At 67.3% G+C, this 15900-nt stretch carries 14 protein-coding genes; 7 read left to right on the top strand and 7 right to left on the bottom strand.

From position 1 onward, the window contains the following. Positions 1–80 precede the first annotated feature (80 nt). Positions 81–482 carry a hypothetical protein gene (locus PY257_RS08030; RefSeq protein WP_275740730.1) on the bottom strand — a complete coding sequence of 134 codons (402 nt, stop codon included), beginning with the start codon at positions 480–482 and terminating at the stop codon, positions 81–83. A gap of 10 nt (positions 483–492) precedes the next feature. Beyond that, the gene (locus PY257_RS08025; RefSeq protein ID WP_275740728.1) at positions 493–1116 is read right to left on the bottom strand and encodes a YitT family protein; all 624 of its coding nucleotides are present in this window, start codon (positions 1114–1116) and stop codon (positions 493–495) included. Positions 1117–2113: 997 nt separating this feature from the next. Between PY257_RS08025 and PY257_RS08020 the strand changes: the two genes are divergently transcribed. Further along, positions 2114–4426 carry a catecholate siderophore receptor Fiu gene (locus PY257_RS08020; RefSeq protein WP_275740726.1) on the top strand — a complete coding sequence of 771 codons (2313 nt, stop codon included), beginning with the start codon at positions 2114–2116 and terminating at the stop codon, positions 4424–4426. Between the two features lie 22 nt (positions 4427–4448). After that, positions 4449–5126, top strand: a complete 678-nt coding sequence (locus PY257_RS08015) for a Fe2+-dependent dioxygenase (RefSeq protein WP_275740724.1) — start codon at positions 4449–4451, stop codon at positions 5124–5126. Positions 5127–5203: 77 nt separating this feature from the next. Here PY257_RS08015 and PY257_RS08010 read toward each other — a convergent pair whose 3' ends face one another. Further along, on the bottom strand, positions 5204–6682 hold the full coding sequence (locus PY257_RS08010) for an NAD-dependent succinate-semialdehyde dehydrogenase (RefSeq protein WP_275740722.1): 1479 nt from the start codon (positions 6680–6682) through the stop codon (positions 5204–5206). Positions 6683–6834: 152 nt separating this feature from the next. Between PY257_RS08010 and alaS the strand changes: the two genes are divergently transcribed. Beyond that, positions 6835–9459 carry an alanine--tRNA ligase gene (gene alaS, locus PY257_RS08005; protein ID WP_275740720.1) on the top strand — a complete coding sequence of 875 codons (2625 nt, stop codon included), beginning with the start codon at positions 6835–6837 and terminating at the stop codon, positions 9457–9459. Positions 9460–9565: 106 nt separating this feature from the next. Here alaS and PY257_RS08000 read toward each other — a convergent pair whose 3' ends face one another. The 4 genes from PY257_RS08000 to PY257_RS07985 all read right to left on the bottom strand — a co-directional run bounded on the left by PY257_RS08000 (position 9566) and on the right by PY257_RS07985 (position 13557). Then, entirely contained in the window at positions 9566–10627 is a 1062-nt protein-coding gene (locus PY257_RS08000; protein ID WP_275740718.1) for a GGDEF domain-containing protein, read from the bottom strand. Positions 10628–10833: 206 nt separating this feature from the next. After that, the gene (trmB, locus tag PY257_RS07995; protein WP_275740716.1) at positions 10834–11598 is read right to left on the bottom strand and encodes a tRNA (guanosine(46)-N7)-methyltransferase TrmB; all 765 of its coding nucleotides are present in this window, start codon (positions 11596–11598) and stop codon (positions 10834–10836) included. Then, entirely contained in the window at positions 11595–12542 is a 948-nt protein-coding gene (gene gluQRS / locus PY257_RS07990; RefSeq protein ID WP_275740714.1) for a tRNA glutamyl-Q(34) synthetase GluQRS, read from the bottom strand. The genes trmB and gluQRS overlap by 4 nt, the downstream gene beginning before the upstream one ends. A 34-nt stretch (positions 12543–12576) precedes the next feature. Continuing rightward, on the bottom strand, positions 12577–13557 hold the full coding sequence (locus PY257_RS07985; protein WP_275740712.1) for a LysR family transcriptional regulator: 981 nt from the start codon (positions 13555–13557) through the stop codon (positions 12577–12579). 146 nt (positions 13558–13703) lie between these two features. Here PY257_RS07985 and PY257_RS07980 point away from each other — a divergent pair, with 146 nt between their 5' ends. The 4 genes from PY257_RS07980 (at position 13704) to PY257_RS07965 (ending at position 15770) form a co-directional block, all read left to right on the top strand. Beyond that, positions 13704–14405: a pirin family protein gene (locus PY257_RS07980; protein ID WP_275740710.1), complete on the top strand. Its 702-nt coding sequence runs from the start codon at positions 13704–13706 to the stop codon at positions 14403–14405. A gap of 48 nt (positions 14406–14453) precedes the next feature. Next, positions 14454–14924, top strand: a complete 471-nt coding sequence (locus PY257_RS07975) for a DoxX family protein (protein WP_275740708.1) — start codon at positions 14454–14456, stop codon at positions 14922–14924. Next, positions 14921–15136, top strand: a complete 216-nt coding sequence (locus tag PY257_RS07970; protein ID WP_275740706.1) for a hypothetical protein — start codon at positions 14921–14923, stop codon at positions 15134–15136. Before PY257_RS07975 ends, PY257_RS07970 begins: the two co-directional genes overlap by 4 nt. 79 nt (positions 15137–15215) lie before the next feature. Continuing rightward, positions 15216–15770: a flavodoxin family protein gene (locus PY257_RS07965; protein WP_275740705.1), complete on the top strand. Its 555-nt coding sequence runs from the start codon at positions 15216–15218 to the stop codon at positions 15768–15770. The last annotated feature ends 130 nt before the right edge of the window (positions 15771–15900 follow it).

The following is a 15900-nucleotide window of genomic DNA, read 5'->3' as shown; positions in this document are numbered from 1 at the left end:
ACTCCGAAAAAGAAGCACGGACAAAAGCGTCCGCCGCCCGCGCCTGCGGGCAGTTGGCGGACGCACCTCGGGCGTCGGAGTCAGGAAATGGGCGGCTTGAAGCTCTGCCGGGGCTCGGCGCTGGTGAAGCGCGCATGCGGCTGCGCGGGGGGCGCATGGCCCTGCGGGGGCATGGCCGGCGCGGTGCGCGGCAGGCCGAGCATGGCCGAATGGCAGATCTGGCATGCCCCGCAGGAGGCATGGGAGGCGTGGCCAGACGGGTCGGGATACGGCGCGGGATCGGCCTGGCAGGTGCTCGGCTGCGCATGGCATGCGGCGTGGGCGGCGTGGGCGGCGTGCGTGGAATGCGCGTCGCCCATGGCGTGGGCCGCAGGCGGGTGGCCGGTGGCGCCTGCCGGGGCGGCGTCCATGGCCATGGCGCTGCCGGCCAGCCCACGCAGGGCCAGCAGCACGGCCATGGAGAAGAGGACGAAGCGGCGCATGGCGGGGATGTTACATGCCCGTGTAGCGGCCCGGCTTGTGGTTCATGGCCAGCACGAGGTTGAGCGCCACGGCGCCCGCGACGGACCAGGCCACGCGCAGCGGCTCCACCATACAGAGCGCCAGCAGCACGATGCAGCAGTCCACCGCCATTTGGAACTTGCCCGCGCGCCAGCCGAAGCGGTCCTGCACGTAGAGCGCCACGATGCCCACGCCGCCCAGGCTGCTGCGGTGGCGGAACAGCACCAGGAAGCCGTTGCCCGTCACGATGCCGCCGACGATGGCCGCGTACAGCGGCTGCAGCTCCGTGAAGCGCAGGAAATGCGGCTGCAGCGTGGTGAGGGCCGACAGCAGGCCCACGGCCGCGAAGGTCTTGAGGGTGAACGCGCGGCCCATGCGGCGCAGTGCCAGCCAGTAGAAGGGCAGGTTGAGCACGAAGAACACCGGGCCGAAGCCCCAGCCCGTGGCGTAGTGGACCAGGAAGGCCAGCCCCGCCGTGCCACCCGTCAACAGGCCCGCGCTGCCGTAGAACGCCACCCCCACCGAGATGAGCAGCACGCCCACGCACAGCGCCATCGCGTCTTCCGCCCGCGTGTGCGGGTGGCGGGCGGCGGCAAGGGGGTCGACGGCGGGCATGGGGCGTATTCCATCACAGCGGATGTTACGCAGCCGCCCTGAACGGATGAAGCTGGGCGTAGGCGGTGCGCAATGCGTGGATGGCAGTCTTGCGACAAAGCGCAAAGGGACTGAGCTTGTTCGTAACGGCGCCAGCTCGCGCGTGGCCGCCGCGCCCTTGTGTTCCACCTTGCGGTGGAGCTTGAAAAAACTCACTCATGGGCGTGGTGAGTGAAGCTGCGCAGGTCAACGGCTTTCTTGCATTTCATGACCAGATTGTAAGGATGAGGCTTTACCAACGTTCCTTAGTAAACCAGTGCCAAAGGGCGAAAAAGCGCCAATTGAACCTGGAAACGGCAGTTGACCGCTTTGTATCCCTTGCCAAGCCGCAGGAAATCGAGCGTTGCCGGCTTCGATGGGGTTCACCTCGTGGGTGAGGGCGCTATGCACCTGCCAGCACCGCGCTCGGGGCGCCATGCGGCGTTGCTCCTCCTTGCGGGCATGAGCCCGCCGCGTCGTCGCGTCTTGCCTGGCACCCCGATCACGGCACCGGCGGGCGCATCCAACCGCCGTTTCCAGGTTGAACGTAAATCAGCGCCAAAGCGCGCGGCGCGCCATCCATGGTGGCGACCTTTGCCTGCCGGAAATATGTCGAGGACGCCCATGGCATGCGCGGCGTGCTTGCGGCCATTTTATTGTATATACGAATCATTCTTCTTTACTTTTGCGTTTCAGATCTTTACCATCCTCGAATGCCAGCCATCGGGCCGATTTCGTCCGCTAGTGCAGCGTTCAACGCTAAGCAGCACATAAAACCGCGCCTTTTGACGCATGGCGGCGTTGCAAATCCTCGCGATAGCGACGGCTATCGCTGCGGTTTGCGCCTTGCCCTGCGCCAAAACGCATCGCTTTTATTGGTGCCGCCAAGCATCGAACACTGCACTAGCCAGTCCGTTCCTGCCCGCGCGCAGAACCGTCCCCCTTGTATCCCTTTCGTTATCTTTTGGAGCACATCTCGATGGCCTACATCACCCGCCGCAAGCACCCTGTGGCCTCACCTGCACCCGTTGCCTTCGGCAAGGCCGGCCCCGCTGCGGCCAGCCTGCTGACGGCAGGCCTGACGCTGACGCAGGCGCTGCCGCTGCATGCGCAGGCCCAAAGCAACACGCTGTCCGAAGTCGAGGTGAAGTCCAGCGCCGCCAGCGACTACAAGGCCGACCGCGTTTCCTCGCCCAAGTTCACGCAGCCGCTCGTGAACACGACGCAGACCATTTCCGTCATCAGCGAGCAAGTAATGCAGGAGCAGGGGGCGACCACCCTCACCGAAGCGCTGCGCAACGTGCCGGGCGTTGGAACCTTCTATGCGGGCGAGAATGGCAGCACCTCGACCGGCGACGCGATCTACATGCGCGGCTTCGACACCTCCAGCAGCATCTACGTCGATGGCGTGCGCGACCTCGGTTCGATCGCGCGCGACGTGTTCAACATCGACCAGATCGATGTCGTCAAGGGCCCCGCGGGCACCGACTATGGCCGCAGTGCCCCGACGGGCTCGATCAACCTGTCGACCAAGCAGCCCAAGCTCGAAGACGGCTTCAGCGCTTCGGCGGGCGTCGGCAGCGGCAGCTACAAGCGCGGCACGGTGGACTGGAACAAGGCGCTCACCGGCTACGACGGCGCCGCGTTCCGGCTCAACGCGCTGGTGCAGGACGCGAGCGTGGCCGGGCGTGACGGGATAGAGAACAATCGCTGGGGCATCGCCCCGTCGCTGGCCTTCGGCCTGAATTCGCCCACGCGCACCTACCTGAACTTCCTGCACGTCAAGCAGGACAACGTGCCCGACGGCGGCGTGTTCACCATCGGCTTGCCCGGCTACTCGTCGCCCGACGCCGCAGCCTATGCCGAGCGCCGCGGCTTCCTCGATACCGCCGCCGCCGTCGATCCGAAGAACTTCTACGGCACCAGTTCCGACCACGACAACGTGACCGCCGACATGGCGACGCTGCGCATCGAGCACGACTTCACGCCCGAAACCACGCTGCGCAACACCACGCGCTGGGGGCAGACCAAGCAGGACTACCTGCTGTCGGGCATCATGGGGCAGGGTTATTCGGCGGCGGGCGTGCTCGGGACCAACGGCCTGCAGACGCCCAACCCCGCCGATCCCTCGACCTGGTCGATCGCGCGCATCATCAGCACCAGGGACCAGGTCAACAAGATCATCACCAACCAGACCAATGTGACGACGAGCCTGGTTTCGGGCGCCGTCAAGCATGACATCAGCGCCGGCCTGGAGCTGACGCGCGAGGAACAGACCAGCTATACGCTGGCGACCACCGGCACCATCCCGCGCGTGGGCGTCTACAACCCGGATTCGAGCGTTTCCCTGCCGGCCTATGCCCGCACCGGCGCACGCAACGACGGCTCGACCGACACCTACTCGGTCTACGCCTTCGACACGCTGAAATTCGGTCCGCACGACCAGTGGCAGGTCAACGCCGGCCTGCGCTACGACCGCTACAAGACCGACTACGACACCTTCGACGCAACGGGCGCCTCCACTCTCGGGCTCAGCAAGAGCGGCGGCCTGTGGAACTACAAGGCCGGCGCGCTCTACAAGCCCGCGCCGAACGGCAGCGTCTACGTGAACTACGCACTGTCGCAGCAGCCGCCGGGCGGCAGCAACTTCACGCTCTCGACCGCCGCCAACAACGCCGGCAACCCCAACATGGACCCGCAGAAGGCCAAGACGCTGGAGTTCGGCACCAAGTGGGAGGTGTTCAACAAGAAGCTGCTGCTGACCGGCGCGATCTTCCGCACCGACATCGAGAACGAGATCGTGTCGAACCCCGACGGCACGGTGGAGCAGACCGGCAAGAAGCGCGTCGATGGCATCGAGATCGGCGCCATCGGCCAGATCGCCCCGGCCTGGGCCGTGACCGCCGGCTACACGGTGCAGGACACCAAGGTCATCAAGGGCGCCAATGTGGCTGCGAACGGCTCCGCCGACCTGGCCTACACGCCCAAGGACGCCTTCTTGCTGTGGAGCACCTACCGCCTGCCCATGGGCCTGACCGTCGGCGGTGGCGCGCGCTATGCCGGCGGCCTCAAGCGCGGCACCGACGGCGCCGTCGGCACGCCCAACCACACCGATTCGTACTGGGTGTTCGATGCCATGGCGACCTACCGGCTCATGAAGAACCTCGACATCCAGTTGAATTTCTACAATTTGTTCGACAAGGACTACGTGTCGGCGATCAACAAGAGCGGCTACCGCTACTTCCCCGGCATCCCGCGCTCGGCCCGCCTGACCGCGAACTTCCGTTTCTGAACCAGAGAAGCCGATACTAGCCATGATGCTGCATGTTCCCCGGGTGCTGACGGCCGAGCAGGTGCGCGAGTTCCGCGCGGTACTCGATGCCGCCGACTGGGTGGATGGCCGCGCCAGCGTGGGCAGCCAGGGGGCGCAGGTCAAGCAGAACCGGCAACTGCCCACGGGTTCGCCCGTGGCGCAGCGCCTGGGCGCCCTGGTGCTCGAGGCGCTGTCGCGCAGCGCGCTGTTCTTCTCCGCCGCGCTGCCGCTGCGCATCGTGCCGCCGCTGTTCAACCGCTACGAAGGCGGCGAGAACTACGGCCTGCACGTCGATGGCGCGGTGCGCCGCCAGCCCGACGGGCAATGGCTGCGCACCGACCTGTCGTGCACGCTGTTCCTCAGCGAGCCCGACAGCTACGAAGGCGGCGAACTGGAGGTGGTGGACACCTATGGTACGCACGAGGTCAAGCTGCCCGCGGGCGACGCGATCCTGTACCCGTCGAGCAGCCTGCACCAAGTGCTGCCGGTGACGCGCGGGGCGCGCGTCGGCTCGTTTTTCTGGTTGCAGAGCATGGTGCGCGACGAGGAGCGGCGCCGGCAACTGTTCGAGTTGGACCAGGTGATCCAGGCGCTGCGCGGGCGCGTGGGCGAGTGCGCGCAGACACTGACGCTGACCAACCACTACCACAACCTGCTGCGCATGTGGACCGAGACGTAGCGCCAGGCAGGAAGGTATCGGAATCTACCGCCCGTTTCCCGGGCGGCAGTGCTTGATATCCGCTACCAGTAGCGAAGTCACTTCAACACATCGCCGATGCACAGGTACTTCATCTCCACGTATTCCTCGATGCCGTGGCGCGAGCCCTCGCGGCCCAGGCCGGACTGCTTGACGCCGCCGAACGGCACCTCGCTGGTGGAGATGGCGCCGGTGTTGATCCCCACCATGCCGTATTCGAGCGCCTCGGCCACGCGCCACACGCGCCCGACGTCGCGGCTGAAGAAGTACGCGGCCAGACCGAAGATGGTGTCGTTGGCGCGGGCGATCACATCGGCCTCGTCCTTGAATTTGATGACCGAGGCCACGGGGCCGAAGGTTTCCTCGCGCGCACAGAGCATGTCGGCCGTCACGTCGGCCAGCACCGTGGGCTGGAAGAACTGGCCTGCGATGCGTGCGCCGCCGGTCAGCACGCGCGCGCCGCGCGCCTTGGCGTCGGCCACGTGGCGCTCCACTTTCTCCACCGCCGCGGGCTCGATCAGCGGGCCCACGGTGATGCCTTCCTCGAAGCCGTTGCCCACCTTCACGGCGCGGCTCTTCTCGGCCAGCTTGGCCACGAAGGCTTCATAGATGCCTTCCTGCACGTAGAACCGGTTGGCCGCCACGCAGACCTGGCCCGCGTTGCGGTACTTGGCCGCCACGGCGCCGGCCACCGCGGATTCGAGGTCGGCGTCGTCGAACACGATGAAGGGCGCGTTGCCGCCCAGCTCCAGCGACAGGCCCTTGATGGTGTCGGCACTCTGCTTCATCAGGATGCGGCCCACCTCGGTGGAGCCGGTGAAGCTCAGATGCCGCACCACAGGCGAGGCTGTCAGCACGCCGCCGATGGCGATGGACTGCTCCGCGTCGGCGGACAGCAGGTTCAGCACGCCCGCCGGAATGCCCGCGCGCACGGCCAGTTCGGCCACGGCCAGTGCGGTCAATGGCGTCTGCTCCGCCGGCTTGATGACCACCGGGCAGCCTGCGGCCAGTGCGGGCGCCACCTTGCGCGTGATCATGCCCAGCGGAAAGTTCCACGGCGTGATGGCCGCGCACACGCCCACGGGCTGCTTGATGACCACGTAGCGCTTGCCGCCGTCGGTGGTCGGGATGGTCTCGCCATAGATGCGGCGGCCTTCCTCGGCGAACCATTCGACGAAGCCGGCGGCGTAGGCCACCTCGCCCTTGGCCTCGGCGAAAGGCTTGCCCTGCTCGGCGGTCATGATGCGGGCCAGGTCGTCGGCGTTGGCGACGATCAGGTCGTACCACTTGCGCAGCAGCGCGCCGCGCTCCTTGGCCGTGCGCGCGCGCCAGGCGGGCCAGGCCGCATTGGCCGCCTTGACCGCGGCTTCGGCCTCCGGCGCGCCCAGGTTGGCCACGTCGGCCAGCTTCAGGCCGGTGGCCGGGTCGTGCACCGCGAAGCGGCTGGCGCCGGGCAGCCATTGGCCGTCGATCAGTGCGTCGGTCCTGAGCAGGCCGGGGTCTTTGAGCTGGGCGAGGGGGGATGTTTTCATGTCCATGTCGGGGTCTCCGTGAAAAAGGGGCGCGTTGGCCCGTGGCAGCGCATGAGCATAGCGCCGCAGGCGCCGCGCTGCGCACCTGGGGCTGCACCCTCGAAATCTATAATGGCCGGTTGCGCCCGAACCCGCCCCGCAGGCCCCGACCATCCCCCATGAACACACCCGTTTTTTCCGTCGCCGACATCCGCAAGACCTTTCTGGATTTTTTTGCCTCCAGGGGCCACACCGTCGTGGCGTCCAGCCCGCTGGTGCCCGGCAACGACCCGACGCTGATGTTCACCAACTCGGGCATGGTGCAGTTCAAGGATGTGTTTCTGGGCACCGACAAGCGCCCCTACAACCGGGCGGTGTCGGTGCAGGCCTGCCTGCGCGCCGGCGGCAAGCACAACGACCTGGAGAACGTGGGCTATACCGCGCGCCACCACACCTTTTTTGAAATGCTGGGCAACTGGTCGTTCGGCGACTATTTCAAGCGCGAGTCGCTGAAATGGGCCTGGGAACTGCTGACCGAGGTGTACAAGCTGCCCGCCGACCGCCTGCTGGCCACGGTGTACCAGGAGGACGACGAGGCCTATGACATCTGGACCAAGGAAATCGGCCTGCCGCCCGAGCGCGTGATCCGCATCGGCGACAACAAGGGCGGCCGCTACAAGAGCGACAACTTCTGGATGATGGCCGACACCGGCCCCTGCGGCCCCTGCAGCGAAATCTTCTATGACCACGGCGACCATATTCCTGGCGGCCCTCCGGGCAGCCCCGATGAGGATGGCGACCGCTTCATCGAGATCTGGAACAACGTGTTCATGCAGTTCAACATGGACGAGACCGGCGCAGTAACTCCGCTGCCCGCGCCCTGCGTGGACACCGGCATGGGCCTGGAGCGCCTGGCCGCCATCCTGCAGCATGTGCACAGCAACTACGAAATCGATTTGTTCGACCAGCTCATCAAGGCCGCAGCGCGCGAGACCGGCGAGAAGGACCTGAACCACAAATCCCTGTGCGTGATTGCCGACCATATCCGCGCCACCGCATTTCTGGTGAGCGACGGCGTGATCCCCGGCAACGAAGGCCGCGGCTACGTGCAGCGCCGCATCGTGCGCCGCGCCATCCGCCATGGCTACAAGCTGGGCCAGAAGACGCCGTTCTTCCACAAGCTGGTGGCCGACCTGGTGCGCCTGATGGGCGATGCCTATCCCAATCTGCGCGCGCAGGAGCAGCGCATCACCGAGGTGCTCAAGACCGAGGAAGAGCGCTTCTTTGAAACCCTGGCCAATGGCATGGAAATCCTCGACGCAGCCCTGGACGGCGGCGCCAAGGTGCTGCCGGGCGACGTGGCCTTCAAGCTGCACGATACCTACGGCTTCCCGCTCGACCTGACCAACGACGTATGCCGTGAACGCGGCGTGGAAGTGGACGAGGCGGGCTTCAGGACCGCCATGGAAAAGCAGAAGGCCCAGGCCCGCGCCGCCGGCAAGTTCAAGATGGACAAGACCCTGGAATACACCGGCGCAGCCAACCGGTTCACCGGCTACGAGCATCTGGCAGAGACTACAAAAATCGTAGCTATCTACGTAGACGGGACAAGCGCTGCAGCCCTGAAACATGGTCAAAGCGGCGTGGTGGTGCTCGACACGACCCCGTTCTATGCCGAAAGCGGCGGCCAGGTGGGCGACGAGGGCGTCATCACCAGCGGATCGGCCCGTTTTGCGGTGGGCGATACGCTCAAGATCAAGGCCGACGTGTTCGGCCACCACGGCACGCTCGAACAAGGCACGCTCAACGTGGGCGACACCGTGCAGGCCCAGGTCAACAAGGCGGTGCGCGCCGCCACCATGCGCAACCATTCCGTCACCCACCTCATGCACAAGGCCCTGCGCGAAGTGCTGGGCAGCCATGTGCAGCAAAAGGGCAGCCTGGTCAACGCCGAGCGCACGCGCTTTGACTTTGCGCACAACGCCGCCGTGACCGCTGCCGAGATCCGCGAGATCGAGCGCCGCGTGAATGAGGAAATCCTGGCCAACCAGCCCACGCTGGCCCGCGTGATGGACATCGAATCGGCCCAGAAGACCGGCGCCATGATGCTGTTTGGCGAGAAATACGGCGAAACCGTGCGCGTGCTCGACATTGGCACCAGCCGCGAGCTGTGCGGCGGCACCCATGTGCAGCGCACGGGCGACATCGGTCTGTTCAAGGTGGTGAGCGAGGGCGGCGTGGCCGCGGGCGTGCGCCGTATCGAGGCTGTCACGGGCACCCATGCGCTGGCCTACCTGCAAAACCTGGAAGACACCGTGAACCAGGCCGCCAGCACGCTGAAGGTGCCGGTGGCCGAACTCAATGGCCGCATCAGCCAGGCGCTGGACAACGTCCGTGCACTCGAAAAAGAACTGGCGGCCCTCAAGGGCAAGCTCGCGTCCAGCCAGGGCGATGAACTGGTCAGCCAGGCGGTGGACGTGAAGGGCATCAAGGTGCTGGCTGCTGCATTGCCCGGCGCCGACGCCAGAACCCTGCGCGACACCATGGACAAGCTCAAGGACAAGCTCAAGACCGCTGCCATCGTGCTGGCCGCGGTGGATGGCGACAAGGTGCAGATCGCCGCTGGCGTCACGGCCGACAGCGTGGGCCGCATCAAGGCCGGTGAGCTGGTGAATTTTGTCGCCAGCCAGGTGGGCGGCAAGGGCGGCGGCAAGCCCGACATGGCCATGGCGGGCGGCACCGATGCGTCCAGGCTGCCAGCAGCCCTGGCATCGGTGGCCGGCTGGGTGGCCGGGCATGCCTGACGGAGGCATACTCCCCCCACTACATGCCAGCCACCGCAATGATTAAGCCATAACCAGCAGCATACTCCCTGGGAGTATCTGGAATATCACCCGAAAAGCGACAGGATCAGAACAACTCGACGCTGTCGTTCGTGGCCGTGGTGGTCAGCAGGCCCGCGGACACGAGCTCGTCGTAATAGCAGACGCGGTTGCGGCCGTTTTCCTTGGCGTAGTACAGCGCCTGGTCGGCGCGGCCCAGAATCTCGGTGGGCATGCCGGTGCTGGCTTCCACGAAGCCGATGCTGACCGTCACGCGCCCGACCTGCGGAAAGTCGTTTTGCTCGACTGCCGCGCGGAAGCGGTTGAAGATGCGGTGCGCGGCCTCCAGCGTGGCCGAGCGCAGCAGCACGACGAATTCCTCGCCGCCGAAGCGGAAGATGCGGTCCTGCGCGCGAAACGAGGTCTTGAGCAGGTTGGCGATGAGGATCAGCACCTCGTCGCCGTAGAGGTGGCCGAAACGGTCGTTCACCAGCTTGAAGTGGTCGATGTCCACCACGGCCAGCCATTGGCTCGCGGCACCGCCGCCCGCGGGCGGCACGTCGGCGGCCTCGCCGGTTTGCGCAGCGGCGGCGGGCTCGCGCAGCGCGTTGGCGGCCTGGGCGCGGGCGTGCCGGGCGAACTGCTCGTCGAAGGTCTTGCGGTTGAACAGGCCCGTCAGTGCGTCGCGCTCGCTGTAGTCCAGCAGGTTCTGGTAGTTCTGGTAGACCCGAAAGATCGCGTGGATCACGTCGCGTTCCTGGCGGCTGAACGGCGTGGGCTGGGCGATTTCGAGGCAGGCCACGGGCTGGTTGTGCATCCACACCGGCAGCCACAGCACATGCATGCCGTCGTCGCGCTGCGCCGTGGCGGTTTCCTGGCGCTGCTTGATGCTCTGGGCCAGCGCGGGGAAGTTGTCCAGGGGCTCGCGCTGCGGATCGACGCTGGCTTCGAACCCGCTTTCGGTGGCGACGCCATCGTGCACGAACACCAGCGGCCGCACGTACAGCACGTCGTGGAGGTTGAAGACCTCGAGCGTGCGGACCGCCTGCGTGCCCATCAACTGCTGAAGCGCGGTCACTACCGAGATCTCAAGCCGGGAGTGGTCCCGGTGGCCGGTCATTTCTACCAAGTGCTTGAGTACAGGCTTCATGCGGGTGAAGTCAAGGGGAGGGGGGTGGCAGGGCCGCGGAGCCAGGGCGAATGCAGGAATACCGGTGGCGGTTCATGGCAAGGAAGGATGCACGCGGGAGGCGTCGGCGCAATGACATGCGATCACCGTAGCATTTTGTGCGCCTGCCCTGAACGGAGCAAGAGAGAGAAGCATGAATACCATGGCATCAGCGTGCGATGCATCCATTATGGGCGCGCCGGTGCGTCCATGGGGCCGCCCAGGGCCGGGCGGCGTGTAAAAACCACGTCCCACACGCCATGGCCGAGGCGCAGGCCGCGGTTCTCGAACTTGGTCAGTGGCCGGTAGTCGGGCTTGGGCGCGAAGCCGTCCGCGGTGTTGGCCAGCAGTGGCTCGGCGCTCAGCACTTCGAGCATCTGCTGCGCATAGGGCTGCCAGTCGGTGGCGCAGTGCAGGTAGGCGCCCGGCGCCAGCCGGCGCGCCAGCCGCGCGACCAGCGGCGGCTGCACCAGGCGGCGCTTGTGGTGGCGCTTCTTGTGCCAGGGGTCGGGGAAGAAGATGTGCGCGCCGGCCAGGCAGGCATCGGGCAGCATGTGGTCGATGACCTCCACCGCGTCGTGCCGCACGATGCGGATGTTGGAGAGCCCCTGCTCGCCGATGCGCTTGAGCAGCGCGCCGACGCCGGGTTCATGCACCTCGCAGCACAGAAAATTCTTGTCCGGCATCAGCGCGGCGATGTGGGCCGTGGCCTCGCCCATGCCAAAGCCGATCTCCAGGATGAGGGGGGCGCTGCGGCCCCATGCGGCATCGGCATCGAGCGGCTGGGCGCGGTAGGGCAGCACGAAGCGCGGCGCCAGGTCGGCGAACGCCTTGGCCTGGCCGGCGGTCACGCGCCCGGTGCGGCGCACGAAGCTGCGGATGGCCTTGGGGTGGGCGACGCCCGCGGGCGCGGCGGCGGTGGAGGGGGCGGTGGGAGTGGTGGGAGCGTTCACGGGGCCGGATTGTAGAGAGCGCCGGGCCACGCGCGCACCCAGGCCGCCAGGGCTTCGGGCACCGCCGCGCCGGGCGCCGCCGCGGGCAGGCCCAGCACCCGCGCGGCGGCGGCCAGTGCCCGCAGCGGCTGGGCGGTGTCGAGCGCGGCGGCGCCGTTCTGCTTGGACAGCTTCTCGCCATTGGCGCCCCGCACCAGCGGCGTGTGCAGGTAGCGCGGCGTGGGCAGGCCCAGGGCGCGCTGCAGCAGGATCTGGCGCGCGGTGTTGTCGGTCAGGTCTTCGCCGCGCACCACGTCGCTCACGCCCTGGTCGGCGTCGTCCACCACCACGGCCAACTGGTAGGCCCAGAGTCCGTCGGCGCGCAGCAGCACGAAGTCGCCCACCGCGGCGTCCACGTCCTGCGCCTGCGGCCCCAGGCGCCGGTCGTTCCAGTGGAGGATTTTTGCTACCGTATTGATAGCTGCTGCCGCAGGTTTGTCAAGCGCTGGGGCCGTATTTGGCTTGCAGATGTCCGTGCGCAGGCGCCATGCGCGCGGGGCCTTGCCATTGAGGCCGTGGCGGCAGGTGCCGGGGTAGCGCGCGGCGGCATGGCGCGCGCGCCCCAGGCCCTGGGCCGCCAGTGCGGCGGCGATGTCGCTGCGCGAGCAGCCGCAGGGGTAGGCCAGCCCGTCGGCCACCAGATGGTCGAGCGCGCGCCGGTACAGCGCGACGCGGGTGGATTGCCACACGGGCGGCGCGTCGGGCAGCAGGCCGCACTGCGCGAGCTGGCGCAGGATCGCCTGGTCGGCCCCGGGCACGCAGCGCGGGGTGTCCACGTCTTCGATGCGCACCAGCCAGCGCCCGCCTGCCGCGCGCGCGTCGAGCCAACTGGCCAGTGCGGCCACCAGCGAGCCCGCGTGCAGCGGGCCGGTGGGCGAGGGCGCGAAGCGGCCCGTGTAGCGCATGGCGGGCCTCTGACCTCAGGACGCAAGCACGTGCTCAGCGCCTCTCGGGCTCGGCGGGAAACGCATGCGGCATCGACTCGAACGGCTGGCCTTGCAGCAGCGCGATCTGCGTGGTGCGGTTCTCCAGGCGGTTGAGCCACCACAGCAGTGCGCGCCCCGGCTTTTGCCCGACGCTGCCGCGCCAGGCGTAGCGCACCGTGATCGTGCGGGCGGGGCGTTCCACCGCCTTGGCCACCAGCCGGCCCGTGGTCAGGTAGGGCCGTGCCATGTGCTCGGGCAGAAAGCCGCCGCCGATGCCGCGCAACTGCGCCTGCAGCTTTTCCTGCAGGCTGGAGACGGTGAACACGTCCTGGCCCTTGAGCAGCCCCACCGTGATGCCTGCGCCGCGCTGCACCGTATCGGCCACGGCCACGGCGCGGTGGCGGGCGATGGTCTGGTCGCACAGCGGCTCGGGCGCCTGCGCCAGCGGGTGGTGCGGCGCGACCACGTAGGCGAAAGCCATCTCGCCGAGCGCCCGGCTCTGGATGTTGGCAGCGGTGCCGGACTCGAACACCACGCCGATGGCCAGGTCCGCCTGCCCCGACACCAGCGCCTCCAGCGTGCCGGAGAGGATTTCGTCGCGCACGCGCAGGCGCGTGGGCGGGTTTTGCGCCAGGAACGCCTCGGCCAGGTCCAGCAGCACCGTGCGCGAGACGATGCCGTCCGCCGCGATGGTGAACTGCGGCTCCCAGCCCGTGGTCACGCGCTTCACGCGGTTGGCCACGGCGTCCACCTCCTGCAGCAGCCGTTCGCCTTCGCGCAGCAGCTCGGTCCCGGCCTCGGTCAGGCGGGCCTGGCGCGAGCTGCGGTCGAACAGCAGCACGTCCAGCGCGTCCTCCACCTGCCGCACGCGGTAGGTCAGGGCGCTGGGCACCAGGCCGAGCCGCCGAGCCGCCGCGGCGAAGCTGCCGCCATCGGCCACGGCCTGCAGCATGCTCAGTGTCTCGGGGGTCAGGATGTCGCGTGGGGTCTGCACGGAGCGGAGCGCCTTGATCGTTCAATCGGTTTGAATGATGCCATCAAAGCGCAGTGAGTGCCCGGGTGATCCGGCCGGCCTAAAGTCCTTTCACGTCGCCTCCGCGAGTTGGTCGGGGACACAACGCAACGCAAGGAGATTGCGCCATGATGAACATTCGCAAATCCCAGGGCCGCGGGTTTGCCGACCACGGCTGGCTCAAGTCGCGCCACAGCTTCTCGTTCGCCGAGTACTACGACCCGCAGCACATGGGCTTCGGCAACCTGCGCGTCATCAACGAGGACCGCATCGCGCCGGGCATGGGCTTCGGCATGCACGGCCACCGCGACATGGAGATCATCAGCTACGTGCTGGAGGGCGAACTGGCCCACAAGGACAGCATGGGCAACGTGACGGCCATCCCGCCCGGCGAGGTGCAGCGCATGAGCGCGGGCCGCGGCGTGATGCACAGCGAGTTCAACCATGCCGAAGGCCGGGCCACGCACTTCCTGCAGATATGGATCCAGCCCAGCGTGAGCGGCATCGAGCCCGGCTACGAGCAAAAGGCGTTTTCCGACGCCGAGAAGCGCGGCGCGCTGCGCCTGGTGGCCTCGCCCGACGGCGCGCAGGGATCGGTGTCGATCCATGCCGACGCGTCGCTGTACGCCGGGCTGTTCGACGGCGCCGAATCCGCCGCGCTGACGCTCGACCCCGCGCGCAAGAGCTACGTGCACCTGATCCGCGGTGCGCTCGAAGTCAACGGCCAGCCGCTCGCGGGCGGGGACGCCGCGCTGATAGAGGGCGAACCGCAGCTCACGCTGGCCGGCGGCAAGGATGCCGAAGTGCTGGTGTTCGACCTCGCGGCCTGACCCCCGTTTTTTCTTCTTTTTCAATCGATGGACCCAGGAGTTTTCACCATGGCAACTGACGCCGCTTCCCGCGCTCGCGCTTCGCAGTCCTCGACCTCGGGCCTGCAGGACACCCTGGCCCTCGCGGGCCGCATCCTGGTCGCGCTGATGTTCATCCCCGCGGGCATCAGCAAGATCACGGGCTTCGACGGCACCGTCGGCCACATCGCTGCGGCCGGCCTGCCGCTGCCCGCGCTGGGCGCGGTGCTGACCATCGTCGTGGAAGTGGGCGCGGGCCTGCTGTTCCTGCTGGGCCTCAAGACCCGCTGGATGGCGCTGGTACTGGTGCTGTTCACCCTGGTCGCCTCGGTCTTCTTCCACAAGTACTGGGCCATGGAAGGCCAGATGGCCTACATGAACCAGTTGATGTTCTTCAAGAACCTCGCCGTCACCGGCGGCCTGCTGGCGGTCGCAGCCTTCGGCGGCGGCGCGTTCAGCGTGGACGCCAGTGCAGTGTTCAACGCTTGGCGGCACAAATGAAAGCGATGCGTTTTGGCGCAGGGCAAGGCGCAAACCACAGCGATGGCCGTCGCTATCGCGAGGATTTGCAACGCCGCATGGCGCCCCGAGCGCGGTGCTGGCAGGTGCATAGCGCTCTCACCCACGAGGTGAACGTCATCGAAGCCGTCAACGCTCGATTTCATGCGGCCTGGCAAGGGATGCAAAGCGGTCAACTGCTGTTTCCAGGTTGAACACTGCACAAGGCTGGCCCGCGGCTGAACGCCACGGCAGGCAGCCCTTTTTTTCACCCCGGTTGAAAGGAAAACCACCATGACCAAGACCATCGTCGTCTACCACTCCGGCTACGGCCACACCCAGCGCCTGGCGCAGTTCGTCGCCGAAGGCGCGAATGCCGAGTTGCTCGCCATCGATGCCGAGGGCAACCTGCCCGAAGGCGGCTGGGACAAGCTCGCCGCCGCCGACGCCATCATTTTCGGCGCGCCCACCTATATGGGCGGCCCGAGCTGGCAGTTCAAGAAGTTCGCCGATGCGTCGTCCAAGGCGTGGTTCACCCGCCAATGGAGCGACAAGGTGTTCGGTGGCTTCACCAACAGCGCGAGTTTCAACGGCGACAAGCAGAACACGCTGGTCGCCCTGCAGACGCTGGCCTCGCAGCACGGCGGTATCTGGGTCAGCCTGGGCCTGCTGCCGAGCAACAGCAAGGCCGCCACGCGCCAGGACCTGAACAGCCTGGGCGGCTCCATCGGCGCGCTGGCGCAAAGCCCGTCGGATGCCAGCGTGGACGAGATTCCGCAGGGCGACCTGGACACCGGCAAGTCCTACGGCGCGCGCGTGGCGGCCATCGCCGCCAAGTTGAAGGGCTGATACCCTTTCGCCTGCAACGATCGATAGGCTTTCGAGGCGCCCTGCGGGGCGCCTTTTCTACATGGTGCGCCCGGCACGGGCGCACTCCTGCGGGTGCAAGTCCCGCCGTAAGTTGATCACAGCGAACGAA

It is taken from the genome of Curvibacter soli (assembly GCF_029211125.1).
Lineage (GTDB): Bacteria > Pseudomonadota > Gammaproteobacteria > Burkholderiales > Burkholderiaceae_C > Curvibacter_A > Curvibacter_A soli.
Note: the sequence above shows the minus strand (reverse complement) of the source record. Positions and strands in the feature narration are given on the sequence as shown.